Source organism: Marichromatium sp. AB31, assembly GCF_003718685.1.
Classification (GTDB): domain Bacteria; phylum Pseudomonadota; class Gammaproteobacteria; order Chromatiales; family Chromatiaceae; genus Marichromatium; species Marichromatium gracile.
Genome location: NZ_RHFI01000038.1, coordinates 1 through 16,466, shown reverse-complemented (window position 1 = coordinate 16,466; position 16,466 = coordinate 1). Strand labels below are relative to the sequence as shown.

The 16,466-nt window shown below is 69.5% G+C and carries 18 protein-coding genes and 1 pseudogene; 15 read left to right on the top strand and 4 right to left on the bottom strand.

Annotated elements, in window-relative coordinates; translation table 11 throughout:
- Positions 1 to 263: pseudogene (locus EBL84_RS17420) on the bottom strand (hypothetical protein); the annotation flags it as partial.
- Positions 264 to 429: 166 nt separating this feature from the next.
- Between EBL84_RS17420 and EBL84_RS16255 the strand changes: the two are divergent.
- From EBL84_RS16255 to modC, 15 genes are all read left to right on the top strand, one after another.
- Positions 430 to 693 carry an energy transducer TonB gene (locus EBL84_RS16255; RefSeq protein WP_123141747.1) on the top strand — a complete coding sequence of 88 codons (264 nt, stop codon included), beginning with the start codon at positions 430 to 432 and terminating at the stop codon, positions 691 to 693.
- Positions 694 to 710: 17 nt separating this feature from the next.
- The gene (locus EBL84_RS16250) at positions 711 to 1,532 is read left to right on the top strand and encodes a substrate-binding domain-containing protein (protein WP_207906548.1); all 822 of its coding nucleotides are present in this window, start codon (positions 711 to 713) and stop codon (positions 1,530 to 1,532) included.
- A 30-nt stretch (positions 1,533 to 1,562) separates the two neighbouring features.
- Positions 1,563 to 3,761, top strand: a complete 2,199-nt coding sequence (locus tag EBL84_RS16245; RefSeq protein ID WP_123141746.1) for a TonB-dependent receptor — start codon at positions 1,563 to 1,565, stop codon at positions 3,759 to 3,761.
- A 24-nt stretch (positions 3,762 to 3,785) separates the two neighbouring features.
- Positions 3,786 to 4,499 (top strand): molybdate ABC transporter substrate-binding protein, encoded by a 714-nt coding sequence (gene modA / locus EBL84_RS16240; protein ID WP_123141745.1) that lies wholly within the window; start codon positions 3,786 to 3,788, stop codon positions 4,497 to 4,499.
- A gap of 47 nt (positions 4,500 to 4,546) precedes the next feature.
- Entirely contained in the window at positions 4,547 to 5,866 is a 1,320-nt protein-coding gene (locus EBL84_RS16235; protein WP_123141744.1) for a porin, read from the top strand.
- 19 nt (positions 5,867 to 5,885) lie between these two features.
- A complete protein-coding gene (locus EBL84_RS16230) occupies positions 5,886 to 6,551 on the top strand; it encodes a molybdenum ABC transporter permease (protein WP_123141743.1) in 666 nt (221 codons plus the stop codon).
- Positions 6,551 to 7,609 carry a sulfate/molybdate ABC transporter ATP-binding protein gene (locus tag EBL84_RS16225; protein ID WP_123141742.1) on the top strand — a complete coding sequence of 353 codons (1,059 nt, stop codon included), beginning with the start codon at positions 6,551 to 6,553 and terminating at the stop codon, positions 7,607 to 7,609. The genes EBL84_RS16230 and EBL84_RS16225 overlap by 1 nt, the downstream gene beginning before the upstream one ends.
- 2 nt (positions 7,610 to 7,611) lie before the next feature.
- Positions 7,612 to 8,463, top strand: coding sequence for a ModD protein (modD, locus tag EBL84_RS16220; RefSeq protein ID WP_123141741.1), 852 nt, complete (start codon positions 7,612 to 7,614; stop codon positions 8,461 to 8,463).
- A 43-nt stretch (positions 8,464 to 8,506) separates the two neighbouring features.
- Entirely contained in the window at positions 8,507 to 8,890 is a 384-nt protein-coding gene (locus EBL84_RS16215; protein WP_123141740.1) for a hypothetical protein, read from the top strand.
- Positions 8,891 to 9,162: 272 nt separating this feature from the next.
- Positions 9,163 to 9,711: a cytochrome b gene (locus EBL84_RS16210; RefSeq protein WP_123141739.1), complete on the top strand. Its 549-nt coding sequence runs from the start codon at positions 9,163 to 9,165 to the stop codon at positions 9,709 to 9,711.
- A gap of 98 nt (positions 9,712 to 9,809) precedes the next feature.
- Complete coding sequence (locus tag EBL84_RS16205) at positions 9,810 to 10,751, top strand: alpha/beta hydrolase (protein WP_223807044.1); 942 nt, start codon at positions 9,810 to 9,812, stop codon at positions 10,749 to 10,751.
- 110 nt (positions 10,752 to 10,861) lie between these two features.
- A complete protein-coding gene (locus tag EBL84_RS16200; protein ID WP_123141738.1) occupies positions 10,862 to 11,680 on the top strand; it encodes a TOBE domain-containing protein in 819 nt (272 codons plus the stop codon).
- 45 nt (positions 11,681 to 11,725) lie between these two features.
- Positions 11,726 to 12,469 (top strand): molybdate ABC transporter substrate-binding protein, encoded by a 744-nt coding sequence (modA, locus tag EBL84_RS16195; protein WP_123141737.1) that lies wholly within the window; start codon positions 11,726 to 11,728, stop codon positions 12,467 to 12,469.
- Positions 12,470 to 12,535: 66 nt separating this feature from the next.
- Entirely contained in the window at positions 12,536 to 13,213 is a 678-nt protein-coding gene (modB, locus tag EBL84_RS16190; RefSeq protein WP_123141736.1) for a molybdate ABC transporter permease subunit, read from the top strand.
- On the top strand, positions 13,206 to 14,291 hold the full coding sequence (modC, locus tag EBL84_RS16185; protein ID WP_123141735.1) for a molybdenum ABC transporter ATP-binding protein: 1,086 nt from the start codon (positions 13,206 to 13,208) through the stop codon (positions 14,289 to 14,291). Before modB ends, modC begins: the two co-directional genes overlap by 8 nt.
- Positions 14,292 to 14,550: 259 nt before the next feature.
- On the opposite strand, the gene EBL84_RS16980 is transcribed toward modC, so the two are convergent.
- The 3 genes from EBL84_RS16980 to EBL84_RS16975 form a co-directional block, all read right to left on the bottom strand.
- Entirely contained in the window at positions 14,551 to 15,132 is a 582-nt protein-coding gene (locus EBL84_RS16980) for a hypothetical protein (RefSeq protein ID WP_148040322.1), read from the bottom strand.
- A 61-nt stretch (positions 15,133 to 15,193) separates the two neighbouring features.
- Positions 15,194 to 15,430, bottom strand: coding sequence for a transposase (locus EBL84_RS17615; RefSeq protein ID WP_223807045.1), 237 nt, complete (start codon positions 15,428 to 15,430; stop codon positions 15,194 to 15,196).
- Positions 15,431 to 15,545: 115 nt separating this feature from the next.
- Positions 15,546 to 16,301: a hypothetical protein gene (locus tag EBL84_RS16975; RefSeq protein ID WP_148040321.1), complete on the bottom strand. Its 756-nt coding sequence runs from the start codon at positions 16,299 to 16,301 to the stop codon at positions 15,546 to 15,548.
- Positions 16,302 to 16,466: the final 165 nt, after the last annotated feature.

Sequence of the window (16,466 nt, the reverse complement as noted above, 5' to 3'; positions counted from 1 at the left end):
CTACGCCTGCGGCTCGCCGCCGCGCCCGCGCCGACGGCGGACGCGCGGCCCGAGCCGCCCCAGGCCGCGGCGCCGCAGCCGCAATCCGAGCCGGAACCGGAACCGGAACCGGAATCGAACACCGCCCCCGCGCCGCGCGCCGCGCCGCAACCACAACCCGACACCCAACCCACGCCGCGCCCGGCGCCGACGCCGAAGCCGGAACCGGAACCGGAACCGCAGCCCACCCCGAAATCGCCGCCGAGACCAACGTCGCCACCCAAGCCCGAGCCGACCCCGAGCGCCCGATCGGCGCCCGCCGAGACCCCCGCACCGTCACGGCCACGCCACGCCGCGCCCCCGGCGACGCGCGACGCCGCGCCGGCGCGCGAGACGGGCGCCGGGCGCGCCGCGGGTGGCCGGGCGACACAGACCACCCCGGATCAGCCGGTGGCCTATCTGCACACCCCCAGACCGGCCTACCCGGCGCGCGCGCGAAGGCTCGGCCAGCACGGCGAGGTGACGCTGGAGGTCCTGGTCGGGCGCGACGGTCGCGCCGAGGAGATCCGCCTCGCCCACTCCTCCGGGGTCGAGAGCCTCGACCGCGCCGCCCGCGAGACGGTCGCGCACTGGCGCTTCCGCCCGGCGCGGGTCGACGGCGCCGCGCGGGCGAGCTGGGTGCGCATCCCGGTCCGCTTCACCCTGAACCACTGAGAGGCGAGGAGATCCCGATGCACCACATGCCACGCTTCACCCTGTTGCTGGTCGCCCTGATCACCACCCAGACGCACGCCGCGCCCGCACCGACGGTGCCGGTCGCCGTGGTCGGCGGGCTGGTGATGTGCGGGGTGTGGCCGGCGCTGGCCGAACGGGCCGAGCGGGCCACCGGGCTGGCGATCGCCACCGTCGCCGCCGCACCCAAGGACCAGGTGGTGCCGCGCTTTGCCAGCGGCGAGGCCGACCTGCTGCTGATCCACGGCGGCGAGGCGGCCTTCGACCTGGTCGCGCGCGGGCTGGCCGCGCCGCTCACCACCTGGGCGCACAACCGCTACGTCATCCTCGGCCCCGAGGCCGATCCGGCGGGGGTGCGCGAGGCGCCCGACGGCATCGAGGCGCTGCGCCGCATCGCCCGCGCCGACGCGCCGATGATCGGCTACCGCGACCCCGGCAGCTATCTCGTCGCCGCGCGGCTGTGGCGCGCCGGCGGACTGCGCCCCGGGGTGCGCCAGCAACTCCCGAGCGGCGCCGAGACGCGCCACGGCGCGCTGATCGACGCCGGCGCGCGCGGCGCCTATGTGATCGCCGGCGAGATCCCGGTGGCCTTCGGCCGTCTCCCCCACCCCGGGCTCGCCGTGCTGCTCGACGACGATCCGCAGATGCGCCGGCACTTCGTCCTCGCCCTCCCCGGCCCGGCCCACCCCGCCGATGACGCGCGGCGCGCGCGCGCCCGCCGGCTCGCCGACTACCTGCTCGGCGCCGAGGGCCAGGCGGCGCTGCGCGCGGCCAACCGCGACGGCCCCTGGATCCACCCCAACCCGACATCGCCCCACTGAGGCGCGCACACCATGGACGAGACCCCAAGAATGCGAACCCTCGGATGCTGCCTCGCCCCGCTGTGCTGGCCGCTCGCCGCCGGCGCCGAGCCCGCCCAACCGCTACCCGCGATCGAGATCAGCGCGACCCGGATCGCATCGGACGCGGGCGACTACGCCACCACCGAGCTCGACGGCGCCACCCTGGAGGCGCGCGGCGGCGCCGCCCAGGTCAATCCCTACCGCGCGCTCGACCTCACCCCCTCGGTCAACCGCGCCGAGGCCGACCCCAACGCGCTCAGCACCGAGCAACAAACGCTGCGGCTGCGCGCCATCGCCGCCTCCACCGCCACCGGGCTGGCGGTGACGATCGAGGGCACCCCCTCCTCGACCAGCGCCGGGCGCGGCGGCGTCGGCAACCTCTACGACCTGGAGAACCTCGAACGACTCACCCTGTGGCGCGGCCCGCAACCGGCCGGGGTCGGCCTCGGGGTCGGCAACCTCGCCGGCAGCCTGGCGCTGGGGCTGCGCGCGCCGCGCCAGCAGCCGGGGGTGATGGCGCGGGTGGCACGCGCCGATCACGACTTCCACCGACTGTTCGCGCGGCTCGACAGCGGCACCATCGGCGCCGCCGCGAGCCGGCTGTTCCTCTCCGCCTCCAGCGCCGCCGGCGAGCAGTGGCGCGGCCCCGGCGGGCAGAGCCGCGACACCCTCAACCTCGGCTGGGCGCAACCGCTCGGCGCCGACCTGTCGCTCAGCCTCTACGGCGCCCACAACCGCTTCCACAGCGACGCCTATCGCCCGCTGACCCATGCCGAGAGCCAGGACCTCGAGCGCTACGGCACGCTCGGCTACCACGCCACGCTCACCGGCTCGGCGCGCGAGGACGCCAACTATTACGCCTACAACACCCAGCACTACACCGAGGACAACCTGCTCGCCACCCTGAGCTGGCAGCTCGGACCACGCGCCCGCCTGCAACTGCGCCCCTACTGGCTGGAGACCCGGGGCGAGCGGCTCACCGGCAAGCGCACCGGCATCACTCGCGTCGAGGTCGACCAGCGCCAGTATGGCGCCGTCGCCGAGCTGCAGCTCGAACTCGACGCCGCCACCCTGACCCTCGGTCACTGGAGCCAGCGCCTCAGCTCGATGCCGCCGCCGCTGAGCCAGCGCCTCTACACCGTCGATGCCGAGTGCGCGCTGCGCTTCTCGCGCTGGGGCATCCTCGCCGAGCAGGGCGAGCGCGCCTACGAGAGCCCCTTTGCCATGATCGAGGGCGTGCGGCGCGGCTGGCGCTACACCCTGGGGACGCGCTATCTGCGCCTGCGCCTGCCGGCGATCACCGGTTACGACGCCAGCGCCCTGCCCGATCTCGACCACGGCGCGGCGCTCGACCTCGACCCGCCGGTCGACCCGGCGCTCGGCACCGCGCCCGTCACCCTCGCGGCCTGGCTGCCGAGCCTCAGTCTGAGCCGTGAACTCACCCCGGGGCTGGAGGCCCGGCTCGCCCTCGGACGCACCATCGGCAACCCCTGGCTCGGCCCGCTCTACAGCGGCTACATGAACGCGCGCGAGCGGTTCGAGGCCGCCGGGATCGACCTCCAGTCGCTGTGGCAGCGGCTGCGCTTCGAGCGCGCCGAGACCATCGAGGCCGGGCTGCGCTGGCGCCACGGCAACCTCACCCTGGCGCCGACGCTCTACTGGGGCCGGCTGCGCGACAAGCAGGTGATGGCCTACGACCCGGCGCTCGATCTCAGCTATCTCCAGGGCGGGGTGCGCGCCCACACCCAGGGCGCCGAGCTCGAGGCGCGCTGGCGCGCCGACGCGCACTGGAACCTGGTGGCCAGCCTGTCGTGGAACCGCAGCCGTCTCGACACCGACATCCGCACCGCCGCCGACAGCCTGCTCGCCACCCGGGGCAACCAGGTCCCGGACGCCCCCGAGTGGCTCGCCAGCCTCGCCCTGGAGTACCGCCACGGTCCCTGGACCCTGACCCCGGTGGTGCGTCACGTCGGACGACGCTACGGCGACGCGGCCAATACCGAGCCGGTCGACGCCCACACCCTGTTCGATCTCGGCCTCGGCTACCGCCACCGCGCCATGAGCCTCTCGCTGGCCGTCGACAACCTCTTCGACACCCGCTATGTCGCCGTCATCGACGCCGGGCGCGACGACGCCCAGCCCGGCACCATCGGCTACTACCCGGGTGCGCCGCGCACCCTCTCGCTCACCCTGACGATGCAACTCTGACCCCGTGGACAAGGAGACTCCATCATGCCCCTGCTCATCGCCCTGCTGATGCTCTGCTGCGCCCTGCCGGCGCACGCGGCCACCGACGACGACGGTCTGCTGATCGCCGCCGGGGCCGGCTACAAGCGCCCGCTGCTCGCGCTCTACCAGGCCTTCGAGCGCGACAGCGGCATCGGCGTCGAGGCCGCCTTCGGCAACATGCGCCAGGTGCTCGCCCAGACCCGCGCCAGCGCGCGCGTGGCGCTGGTCGTCGGCGAGCGGCGCTTCCTCGCCGAGAGCGGGCTGTTCGCCCGCACCCAGCCCTTCGGTCGCGGCCGGCTGGTGCTGGTGCGCACCGCCGAGCTGGCCGGTCGACCGCTCACCGACCCGGCCTTCCGCCGCATCGCCCTGCCCGATCCGGCGCGGGCGATCTATGGCCGCGCCGCGCTCCAGTCACTCGAACACGACGGGCTGCGCAAGCCGCTCGCCGAGCGCCTGACCGTGCTCGCCACCGTCCCCCAGGTCGCCGCGCACCTGCGCGCCGGCAGCGTCGAGGCCGGCTTCATCAATGCCACCGAGGCGCGCGCTCTCGACCCCGAGCGGCTGGTGGTCGAGACCATCGACCCGAGCCACTACGCGCCGCTCGAGATCGTCATCGGCGTGCCCACGCACCGCGCCCCCGGGGCGGCGGCAGAGCGCTTCCTCGACTTCGTCGCCACCCCCGCCGCCCGTGACCTGCTCGCCGGATACGGGCTGTGAGGCCCGGTCACCACCGGGGCGCGCGCCTCGCCCCAAGGATCTTTGCCATGACCGACTCGACCAGGATGCGCGCGCTCGCGCTGGGCGCCGCGCTGCTTGCCCCCGGACTCGCCCCCGGACTCGCCCAGGCGGCCAACTGGCTGCTTCTCCAGGGCAGCGAACCCGAGCAGGGGACGCGCGCGCTGCGTCCCTGGGGCTTCGCCCAGCTCGCCTATCAACGGGGCGAGGACACCCCGATCCCGGTCGGCGGCTGGACCGGCCAGGGGATGGCGGCCAACCGCCTGGGGCCGGACAAGCGCGCCGCCGAACGCTGGCAGTTGCACCGGCTGCGCCTCGGCGTGCGCGGGCGGGTGCCGGGCGGCGCGCCGCTCGATTATCTGGTCGCGGTGGAGGCCGGCGACAACGGCGCGACCCGCGAGGGCGACGAACTGCAGCTGATCGACGCCAGCCTCAGCTATCGCATCGACCCGGCGCTGCGTCTGCGTCTCGGCCAGTTCAAGCCGCCGGGCAGCGAGGAGGCGCTGCGTCCGGCCCCGCGCCAGCCCTATTTCGCCGTCTCGACCGCGGTCGATCAGTTGCTCAACGAGACCTTCCTCGACCACGACGGCAGCGACCCGCTCGATGCCAACGCGCCGCGCGGCCCGCGCTCGCTCTATCACGACATCGGCGCGCAGCTCTTCGGCGTGCTCCCCGGCGGCGGGCCCTGGGCGCACAGCTACGCGCTGATGCTCGGCAACGGTAACGGCGTCGCGCGACTCGACGACGACGGCCACAAGGATCTCTATCTCTACTGGTCGAGCGAGCACGTCGAGGGCGGGCGCGGCGCGGCGCGCCAGGGCACCAAGCTGTTCGGCTGGTGGCAGCAGGGACGGCGCGAGCTCGACGGCGCCGACCCCGGCAGCCACCTGCGCACCCGCGCCGGCGCCGGGGTCATCCACCAGGCGGCGCGCTGGCGGCTGAGCGGCGAGTACCTCGTCGGGCGCGGCATGATCCTCGCCGGCAGCGACGGCGGCGCGGTGCCCGGCAGTTGGAACAACGCCGCCACCCGCATCGCCGGGCGCAACCTGTTGCCCGAGGGCGAGGCCGAGGGTTGGTATCTCGAGGGCGGCTGGCGGCTGGCCCCGCGCACCTGGCTCGATCTGCGCTACGACCGTTACGACCGCGGCACCGAGTCGGCCGCCGACCATCGTCGCTTCACCACCTGGACGCTGGGATTGCGCTACCGCATCGACCGTCACTGGCAGGTGATGGCCAACTATCAGTGGCGCGAGGCCGAGGCCCCGGGGCTCGATGCGCGGGCCGACGCCAACCGGCTGCTCGCCGCGCTCGACGACCGGCTCGCGCTGCAGCTCCAGTTCGTCTACTGACGGGATCGGGGGATCATCGATGTCCGCGCTGCTCGCCTGCTCGCCCGACGCCCTGCTGCTGAGCCTGCGGGTGGTGGCGGTGACCCTGGCGCTGTTGCTCGTCGCCGGGGTCGGGCTGGGCTATCTGCTCAGCCTGTCGTTCCCGCTGCGCTGGCTGCTCGATGCGCTGGTGTCGCTGCCGCTGGTGTTCCCGCCGATCGCCATCGGCTTCTTCCTGCTGATGCTGTTCGGGCGCCACGGCGTGCTCGGCGCACCGCTCCACGCGCAGCTCGGCTGGGAGCTGGTGTTCTCCTTCCCGGCGCTGGTGCTCGCCGCCTTCATCGCCGGGCTGCCGCTGGTGGTCAAGCCGGTGCAGTCGGCGATCGAGGGCAGCGCGCGGGTGCTGGTCGAGGCCTCCTACACCCTCGGCAAGGGGCGACTGGAGACGCTGTGGCGGGTGGTGATCCCGGCGGTGCGCCCGAGCCTCGCGGCGGGGCTGACGCTCGGCGCCGGGCGCGCCTTCGGCGAGGTCGGCATCACCCTGATGCTCGGCGGCAACCTCATCGGCTCGACCGAGACGCTGTCGCTGGCGATCTACAACCATGTGCTCGACGGCGACTTCACCTGCGCCACCCGGCTCTCGCTGCTGCTCGGGGGGATCTCGCTGGTGTTGTTCCTGCTCCTGCGCCGACTCGGACGACTGTGATGACCGAACTCTCCGCCCACCTCGCCTTCCGTCGCCCCGGCTTCGACCTGCGCCTGCGTCTGGCGCTGCCCGGCGCCGGGATCACCGCGCTGCTCGGTCCCTCGGGCGGCGGCAAGAGCACCCTGCTGCGGCTGCTCGCCGGGCTCGAGCGCCCGCGCGCCGGGCACATCCGTCACCGCCAGCGGCTGTGGTACGCGCGCGCCGCCGGCATCGACCTGGCGCCGCGCCGGCGCGACCTCGGCTTCATGTTCCAGGACCACGCCCTGTTCCCCCACCTCAGCGTCGCCGAGAACATCGGCTACGGGCTCGCGCGCGCGCCCGATCGCGCCGCGCGGGTGGCGCGCTGGATCGAGCGGGTCGGACTCGGCGGGCTGGCGCAGCGACGCCCCGGGCAGCTCTCCGGCGGTCAGCGCCAGCGCGTCGCCCTGGCGCGCGCGCTCGCCCCGGCGCCGGCGCTGCTGCTGCTCGACGAGCCCTTCTCGGCGCTCGACGCCAGTCTGCGCCAGTCGCTGCGGCTGCTGTTGCAGGAGCTGATCGCCGAGACCGCCACCTGCGCCCTGCTGGTCAGCCACGACCTGGAGGACGCGCGCCAGTGCGCCGACCGGGTCGGGGTGATGATCGACGGGCGGCTGCGCCGGCTCGACGAGGCCGAGGCGGTGTTCGCCGCACCGGGCGATGCCGAGGTCGCGCGGGTGCTCGGCTGGCCCAACACCCTGGCGGTGACACGCTGGGAGGGGCGCGCGGCCTGCGGCCCCTGGGGCCGGGTCGAGTTGGCGCGCGCACCCCGGCGCGAGGACAGCGTGGTCGCGCTGCTGCCCGACGGCCCGCGCCCCGGCGCCCGCGCCGGGCTCGCCGTCGAGATCGCACGGGTGATCGACATGGGCCCCTATCGCGCGCTGAGCTGTCGCCTGCCCGACCGCACGGCGCTGCGCATCCACCTGCCGCGCGCCCTGCCCTGTCCGGCGCGCGGCGAGCGCACCCTGCTCGACGTCCCCCCGGGCTGCGCCATCGCGCTCCCGGCGGGGACGGCTAAAACCATCCAATCCACGAGGTATTGACCATGATCCGACCCCAACCCCTGGCGCTCGACGACCACCGCCTGCAGCAGCTGCTCGCCGAGGACGTGCCCTACGGCGACCTCACCACCGAGGCGCTGGAGATCGACGCCCGCCCCGGCCAGATCCGCCTGTTCGCCCGCGACCCCATGGTGGTGTGCGGGATCGAGGAGGCGGCGCGGATGTTCGAGCTGTGCGGCGCGCGCGCCACCCTCCACGCCGCCTCCGGCCAACAGGCCGCGCCCGAGACCCTGCTGCTCGAGGCCAGCGCCGAGGCAGGCATCCTGCACCGCGCGTGGAAGAGCGCGCAGACCCTGGTCGAGTGGTGCTCGGGGGTGGCCAGCCGCGCCGCCGAGATCCAGGAGGCGGCGCGCCGCGGCCACCCCGAGGCGCTGGTCGCGATCACCCGCAAGAACGTCCCCGGCACCCGGCGTCTGGCGGTCAAGGCGGCGCGCGCCGCCGGCGCGGCGATGCATCGCACCGGGCTCTCCGAGACCCTGCTGGTGTTCGCCGAGCACCGTCTGTTCCTCGACGAGGAGCCCGCCGCAGCGATCGCGCGACTGCGCCGCCGCTGCCCGGAGAAGCGGGTGGTGGTCGAGGTCGAGGACGGCGCCGAGGCGCTCGTCTGGGCCGCGGCCGATGTCATCCAGCTGGAGAAGTTCAGCCCCGCGGCGGTCGCCGAGACGGTCGCCGCGCTCGCCGCCGCGGGCTCGACGGCACTGGTCGCCGCCGCCGGCGGGGTCAACGCCGCCAACGCCGAGGACTATGCGCGCGCCGGGGCGCGGCTGCTGGTGACCAGCGCGCCGCATCTGGCGCCGCCGCGCGACGTTCAGGTCCGCTTCGCGCGCGGGGTCTGACCCCCGGGGCGCGCATCGCTCAACACCAGCGGGAGGACTCGCCATGCGGGCATCATCCACCATCGAGCTCGACCACCCCGATCACCCCTGTCTCGCGCCCTGGCGGGCGCTGCTCGGGCACCACTGGCGCGCGCGCCTGATCGCGCCGCGCCGGTTGCGGATCTATCGCGAGTACGAGGTGACGGCGCGGCGCATCATCGGCAACGATGCCGCCGGCGCGCCCTGTCTCTGCGTCTGCGACTACCGCCGCTTCGAGCCGCGCTCGGACGACGGCGAGACCTTCTACGCCGCGCTGGTCCACGCCGAGTCGCACCTGGCCTGGCGGCTCGACGACGGGCGCTGGCTGTCGCTGCGGCGGATCGCGCCCCAGGGCGAGGACGGCGCGCTGCTCGAACAGCGCGCGCTGCGCGCCGAGATGCCGCGCTGAACACACCCGCGGCGGCGCTGGCAAGGACATCGGTCGTTGCGTCCAAGGCCCCGTTCTGGGCGCTCCCGGCGCCCGCCGAGACGGCTGGTCAGGGCCCGACGCGGGTTGGTATAACTAGCCCGGAGCCGACCGGCGCAACCGGCTCAGGGACACGTATGCGCCCGCGTCGCGCACCGCCGTCGGGCGGCGACGCGCGCCCCCGAGCCCCGGCCAGCTCCCGACCCTGTCGTCACCACGACAGACCCAGCATCCCGATCGCGAGGTAACAACCCTTGGCCCAACCGCGTTATACCTTCACCCAACGCCTGCTGCACTGGCTGGTCGCCCTGCTGGTGCTCGGCCTGCTCTGCTCCGGCACCCTGTTCTGGGCGCTCGGCTACGAGGGCATCGCCAATCTCTTCGGCGAGGACTTCGCCGCCACCCTGGTGACCATCCACAAGAGCGTCGGCGCCACCGTGCTGCTGCTGACCCTGCTGCGTCTGGTGCTGCGTCGCCGCTCGCCGGCCCCGGCCTACGAGCCGCCGCTCGGCAAGGGTGAGCAGTTCGTCGGCGGCGCGCTGCACGTGCTGCTCTATCTCGGTCTGCTCGCCATCACCATCGGCGGCGCCGTCGCCGTGGTCAGCGCCGGCTACCCGCTGGAGTTCTTCGGTCTCAGCATCGAGCTGCCGCTGGCCGAGAACCCGGAGCTTGCCAAGACGCTGTTCTTCTATCACGGGCTGGGCGCGCTGGCGATCTTCGTGCTGGTGCTGATCCACACCGCCGCCGGGCTCAAGCACTGGCGGTTGAAGGACGGGGTGATGACCCGCATCAGCCTGCCCTGAGGCAACGGGCGCCCGGGGCAGCCCGGGCGCGCGGCGGGGCGCAACGCCCCGCCCTCACCCCTCACCCCTCACCCCTCACCCCTCACCCGCCCCCGACGATGATCCTGCTCACCCTCCTGCTGCTCCCCGCGACCCTGCTCGGCCTGCTCGCGCTCGCCGTGCAGCTCGGTTTCCGCGCCCCGCGTCGACGCGCCCGCCACGACCCGGCGGCGCTCGGGCTCGACTTCGAGACCTGCGTCATCCCCACCCGGCGCGGTCGCCGGCTGTTCGCCTGGCTGCTGCCCGCGCCCGACGCCGAGGCGACCCTGGTGGTGCTCCACGGCTGGGGCAGCAGCGCCGAGTTGATGCTGCCGCTGGCCGCGCCCTTCCGCCGCGCCGGGCTCAACGTGCTGTTGTTCGACGCGCGCAGCCACGGCAACAGCGATGGCGACACCTTCTCCTCGCTGCCGCGCTTCGCCGAGGACCTGGAGGCGGCGGTCGACTGGTTGCGCCGCGTCCATCCCACGCGCTGTCGCCGTCTCGCCCTGCTCGGGCACTCGGTGGGGGCCGGCGCGACCCTGTTCTACGCCGCCGACAACCCGCTGCCCGACGCGGTGATCAGCATCGCCGCCTTCGCCGACCCGGCCGAGGTCACCGAGGGCTATCTGCGCACGCTGCGCCTGCCGCGCTGGCTGGCGCGGCTGGCCACCCGGCACGTCGAGTGGCGCATCGGCCACCGCTTCGCCGAGATCGCCCCGCTGCACACCGCCGCGCGCATCGGCTGTCCGCTGCTGCTGGTCCACGGCACCGCCGACACCAGCGTGTCGCCGCGCGACGCCCGACGCATCCTCGAACGTGCCCCCACCGGTCGGGCGCGGCTGTACGAGGTGCCCGGCGCCGGGCATGATTCGGTCGAGCACATCGAGCGTCATGTCGGTGCCCTGATCGACTTCCTCGCCGAGCACGGGGTCGGGGGGACCTCCCATCCTGGTGCAGGGGCGACCGAAGATGCCTCGATGCGGTGCACCGCCACCCGCCGTTCGCCACCCGTCGCTTCCTAAGCATCCGGATCACGGGGACTTCTTTTTTGGCATCGGTATTGCTTGGCTAGGCCCGTCGTTATATCGCCCTCGATATAACCCTTGTCACCGAGTCAACAGAGGCCGCGATCATGCCCCATGCCGCAGAGACCCACGCCCGACTCAAGACCTCGGGCGCCCTACGGCTCGATCTCGACACCAGCCGCTTCGCCGGGCACGAGCGCATCGCACTGCTGCGCCGCATCGACGAGACCGGCTCGATCTCGCAGGCGGCGCGCGCCCTGGGCATCTCCTACAAACAGGCCTGGGACGCGGTCGATGCGATGAACAACCTCTCGGCCGCGCCCCTGGTGCAACGTCGCACCGGCGGACGCCACGGCGGCGGCACCGAGCTCACCGCCGAGGGGCGACGGCTGATCACGGTGTTCGAGACCGCCGAGCGCGAGCACCGGCGCTTTCTCGAACGACTCGGCGAGGGCGTGCGCGACTTCGACCATTTCCATCGTCTGTTAGGAGTCATCAACATGAAGGTCAGCGCAAGGAATCATCTGCACGGCGTGGTCACCGCGGTGCGTCGCGGGGCGGTCAACGCCGAGGTGGTGCTCGACCTCAAGGGCACGCCGCTGGTGGCGATCGTCACCAACGAGAGCGTCGAGGCGCTCGGCCTCGAACCCGGGCGCGAGGCCTACGCCCTGGTCAAGGCCTCCTTCGTGCTCATCACCACCGAGGACGGCGGGCTGCGCACCTCGGCGCGCAACCGTCTGTGCGGCACCGTCGAGCGGATGATCGAGGGGCCGGTGAACACCGAGGTGGTGCTCGCGCTCGACGGCGGCGCACGCGTCACCGCGATGATCACCGCCGAGAGCGCGCATCAACTCGAACTGGCCGAGGGCAAGCGCGCCTGCGCGCTGATCAAGGCCCCGCACATCATCCTCGCGGTCAGCGACTGAGCCACCACGCCACCCATCCCCGTCAGCGACAAGGAGTATCGAAGGATGTCGACCCCATTGCGCTCACTCACCGCCGCCGTGCTGCTGCTCGGCTCCACCACCCTGGTCCAGGCCGAGGAGGTCCGGGTCGCGGTCGCGGCCAACTTCACCGCGGCGATGAAGGAGATCGCCACCGCATTCGAGCAAGCCACCGGACACAGCACCCGGATCAGCTACGGCTCGACCGGCAAGCTCTATACCCAGATCGTCAACGGCGCGCCCTTCGACGTCTTCCTCGCCGCCGACCAGCGCCGCCCGGCGCTGCTCGTCGAGGAGGGCCGCGCCAACGCACCCTTCACCTACGCCATCGGCGAGCTGGCGCTGTGGAGCGCCGACCCCGCGCTGATCACGGACGGCGCGGCACTGCTCGAATCGGGCGCGTTCGACCGCCTGGCGATCGCCAACCCCAAGACCGCGCCCTATGGCGCCGCGGCGATGGAGGTGCTGGAGTCGCTGGGGCTGGCCGAGACCCTCGCGCCCAAGCTGGTGCGCGGCGACAACATCGCCCAGACCTACCAGTTCGTCGCCACCGGCAACGCCGAACTCGGCTTCGTCGCCCTGGCGCAGATCGCCCTCGACCCCAGCGGCTCGCGCTGGGAGGTGGAGCAGTCGCACTACAGCCCGATCCGTCAGGACGCGGTGCTGCTCGAGGGCGCCGAGGCCAACCCCGCCGCCCAGGCGCTGCTCGACTACCTCCAGGGTGAGGCGGCGCGCGCGGTGATCACCCGCTACGGCTACGCCACCGACTGAGCGTGACGAGGCCCGGCAAGCGCCGGGCCTCACCGCCTCCGCCCCATCCCCGCCCGGAGCACCGCCGTGTCACTCGATCTCACCCCGGTCTGGCTGACCCTCAAGCTCGCCACCCTCACCACCGCCGTGCTGCTGGTGGTGGGCACGCCGCTGGCCTGGTGGCTGTCGCAGACGCGCTCACGCTTCAAGCAGATCGTCGCTACCCTGGTGGCGCTGCCGCTGGTGCTGCCGCCGACGGTGCTCGGCTTCTATCTGTTGCTGCTGCTCGGCCCGCACGGCCCGATCGGCACGCTCACCGAGCGGCTCGGGCTCGGCACCCTGCCCTTCACCTTCGCCGGGCTGGTGGTCGGCTCGGTGCTCTACTCGCTGCCCTTCATGGTGCAGCCGGTACACAATGCCTTCGAGGCGATCGGCCGGCGCCCGCTGGAGGTCGCCGCCACCCTGCGCGCCTCGCCGCTGGCGCGCTTTTTCGACGTCGCCCTGCCGCTGGCGCTGCCCGGGCTGCTCACCGGCGCGGTGCTCGCCTTCGCCCACACCGTCGGCGAGTTCGGGGTGATCCTGATGATCGGCGGCAACATCCCCGGCGAGACCAAGGTGCTCTCGGTGGCGATCTACGACCACGTCGAGTCGCTGGAGTGGGCCCAGGCGCACTGGCTCGCCGGCGGCATGGTGCTGTTCTCCTTCCTGGTGGTGCTGACGATGAACCTGCTCGGCCAACGCATGCGGCGGATCGGTCATGGCTGACGTGCTCGACCTCGCCTTCCGTCTCGATCGCGGCGACTTCAGCCTCGATCTTGCCTGTCGCGTCCCGGCGCGCGGCGTCAGCGCCCTGTTCGGGCGCTCCGGCTGCGGCAAGACCACGGTGCTGCGCTGCGTCGCCGGGCTGGAGCGCGCCGCCGGTCACTGCCGACTCGCCGAGGCCTGCTGGCAGGACGACGCCAGCGAGCGCTTCCTGCCCACCCATCGCCGCCCGATCGGCTACGTCTTCCAGGAGCCGAGCCTGTTCCCGCACCGCTCGGTGCGCGCCAACCTCGACTACGGACGCCGCCGCATCCCGGCGCGCGAGCGGCGCGTCGACCTCGACGAGGTAGTCGAGCTGCTCGGCATCGCCCCGCTGCTCGGGCGCGACCCGGCGGGGCTCTCCGGCGGCGAGCGTCAACGCGTGGCGATCGCCCGCGCCCTGCTCACCAGCCCCCGGCTATTGCTGATGGACGAGCCGCTGGCCGCGCTCGACCACACCAGCAAGCGCGACATCCTGCCCTATCTCGAACGTCTCCACGATCACCTGCAGATCCCCGTGCTCTACGTCAGCCACGACCCCGACGAGGTCGCGCGGCTGGCCGATCACATCCTGCTGATCGAGGCCGGACGGCTGCGCGCCGCCGGTCCGGCGCAGCAGATGCTCACCCGTCTCGACCTGCCGCTGGCGCGCGAGGAGACCGCCAGCGCCCTGCTCAGCGGGCGGGTGCGCGCCCATGATGCGCGCTACGGCCTCACCCGCGTCGCCATCCCCGGCGCCTCGCTGATGCTCGAACGGCTCGACCGCGCGGTGGACGAGACCGTGCGCGTACGCATCCACGCCCGCGACGTCAGCATCGCCCTCGACGATCCCGGCACCTCCAGCATCCTCAACGTCCTGCCCGCGCACATCGTCGAGATGCACCCGCTCAGCGCGTCCCAGGTCCTCGTCGGCCTCGCCGTCGGCGACACCCCCGAGAGCCGCCTGCTCGCGCGCATCACCCGCCACTCCTGGGAACGCCTCCGCCTCCATCCCGGCCAGCAGGTGCATGCGCAGGTCAAGGCGGTGGCGGTGATGGATTGAGCCCCTCTTTCAATTCCCCATTTTTAGGTCCATCCATAAATAGACACTGCGGCATGTCTGCGGCGGTTAAGAAACTCGATTGGTGAAAGATCGCCGAGCGACTCGTGCGGTCGACTCAGGTTTTATTTTTCGAGCCGTTCTTCGGCCTATTAGCGAACTCCTTTAGGCTTTGAAGGAGCCAGACATTGATAAGCTCACGGCGACAGCTGCCGTTGAAACGCTCGATGCCGTCGCAGCAAAGGCTTGGACCTGGCGGTTTTTAGCCGTGCTTTACAATCATTCTATAATAGTATCCGCCGATCTTATGCCCTGCGTATGTGAGCCCTGTCGTGCCAGCAATCATGACAACAAACGCCAAAGATTTATTTTCAAATTCCGCGTATATTGACAATCCTACAGCCACCGAGAGAAGAAGCGAAAACAGAAAGCAATTGGCTTCATGAACGGTGAGATAAAGTTTATTTGATCGTTCTGGTGGAACAATATGAGGAAGACTCCAAGCCTCTCTTGTCTTGCGACTCACCTTGACGCTTCTTTCTCCAAGAATCTTTAACTTCTCATTCTGTAACACCCTAATTTTATGCCACTCACTCCAGAACAAGCCAATTATTCTGATTTGCGTAATAAACCCTCCTAAAGCCACAGCTACAATTATTGCATATGCCGCAACTGTTTCCACGGCATCTAGCCTCCCGTCTGCCATCTTTCCACTGACGACAAGCAACCCGACGAGCGCGGTGATCCCGAACGCGGAGGTGAACCGCCAACGAATCTGCTCCATCGAGTCCATGAAGCGAACGTGGGTATCTATTTGCTTGTCAATCTGTTCCAAGATATCCATGTCGTGTTCTCAGCGACTAACTGCAAAATTCAGCCGCGCGCGCCTTTGTCACCCCCCTTTTTTAGGTCCATCCATAAATGGACACTGCGGCATGTCCGCGGCGGTTAAGAAACTCGATTGGTGAAAGATCGCCGAGCGACTCGTGCGGTCGGCGCAGGTTGTATTCGTCGAGCCAGTCGTCTGCCTGTTGGCGAACATCCTCGATGGCATTGAAGAGCCAGGCATCAATGACCTCGCGGCGGAAGCTGTCATTGACACGCTCGATTAAGCCGTTCTGGATCTGTTTCCTGAGACTGATAAAATCGCTGGCTTACCCTACAACGCCGTCAATCTCTATTTGATGCCGCATCTATTTTCTTTTAAGTTAAAATCAAACGTAACCTCAATTTCGACTTAAAAATTCACGACCCACTTTAATCTGCGGAATTTTCCGCAGAACGCAAGTCTTCAAGGGAAATATCAGAGGAAATATCAGCAGCTCTCAAAGCAGAGTTGTACCCTCCAAAAAAATCAATCAACTCTTTACTTGTAGACCTGAAAACGCCTTGATTAAAATCATTTCTAAAATACCCCCAACCAAAATAAACAACAGACTTACGACCACTTTGAGATCTATGGTCAGCAATTATAAAATTACAAACAGGAAAGTCAAAACCGCCACTCAAAACTTTTTTTACTTTAAAATTGCTAGGAATATTATCATCAAAATCAGAAACAATATCTTTTACCCTCGAAACCCCGGACTCAGAGACCGTCTCCTCCCATGTGACGTTTTTTTGATCTTTTAAAAAACTCACAATCTTATTCTTTACATCGCATCCCACACCATTATGATAAGGCTCACCCTGCACAAGATAAGTATTCCTTACCTTTGTTGCACCTTTAATATCTTCAAAAACAAGCATTGCCGCCTCATTCGCAACGCCGACATATTCAACCAGCCCTAAGCTTTCTATTTTCCCGGAAAGATCGTCTACTTTACCAGACAAACCCTCAGAAACCTTACATAATTTCTCGATCTCCAAGCGACTAGTAAAAAGAAGTATATAAATAGACAAAAGGGCAAGAACATACGACCCTGTTCCGCCATAAGGCACATCAATTTTGCCGCTCGCAAGAACCACCGAAGGAATTAACAAAACAAGAGAAAGATATTCAATCTTTTTCATAAATAAAAACCACACTTAGTTGAAATGTTTCATTTTATGGTAGTGCCCTGACCGATAGGTTTCGATAAGATCAGAATCTCTTGCTTTAAGGATGAAGAAGATGTATCTGACATGTCCGCAGTGTCACTCCAACCATGTGACCAAAAATGGATTCAACCGGCTGAA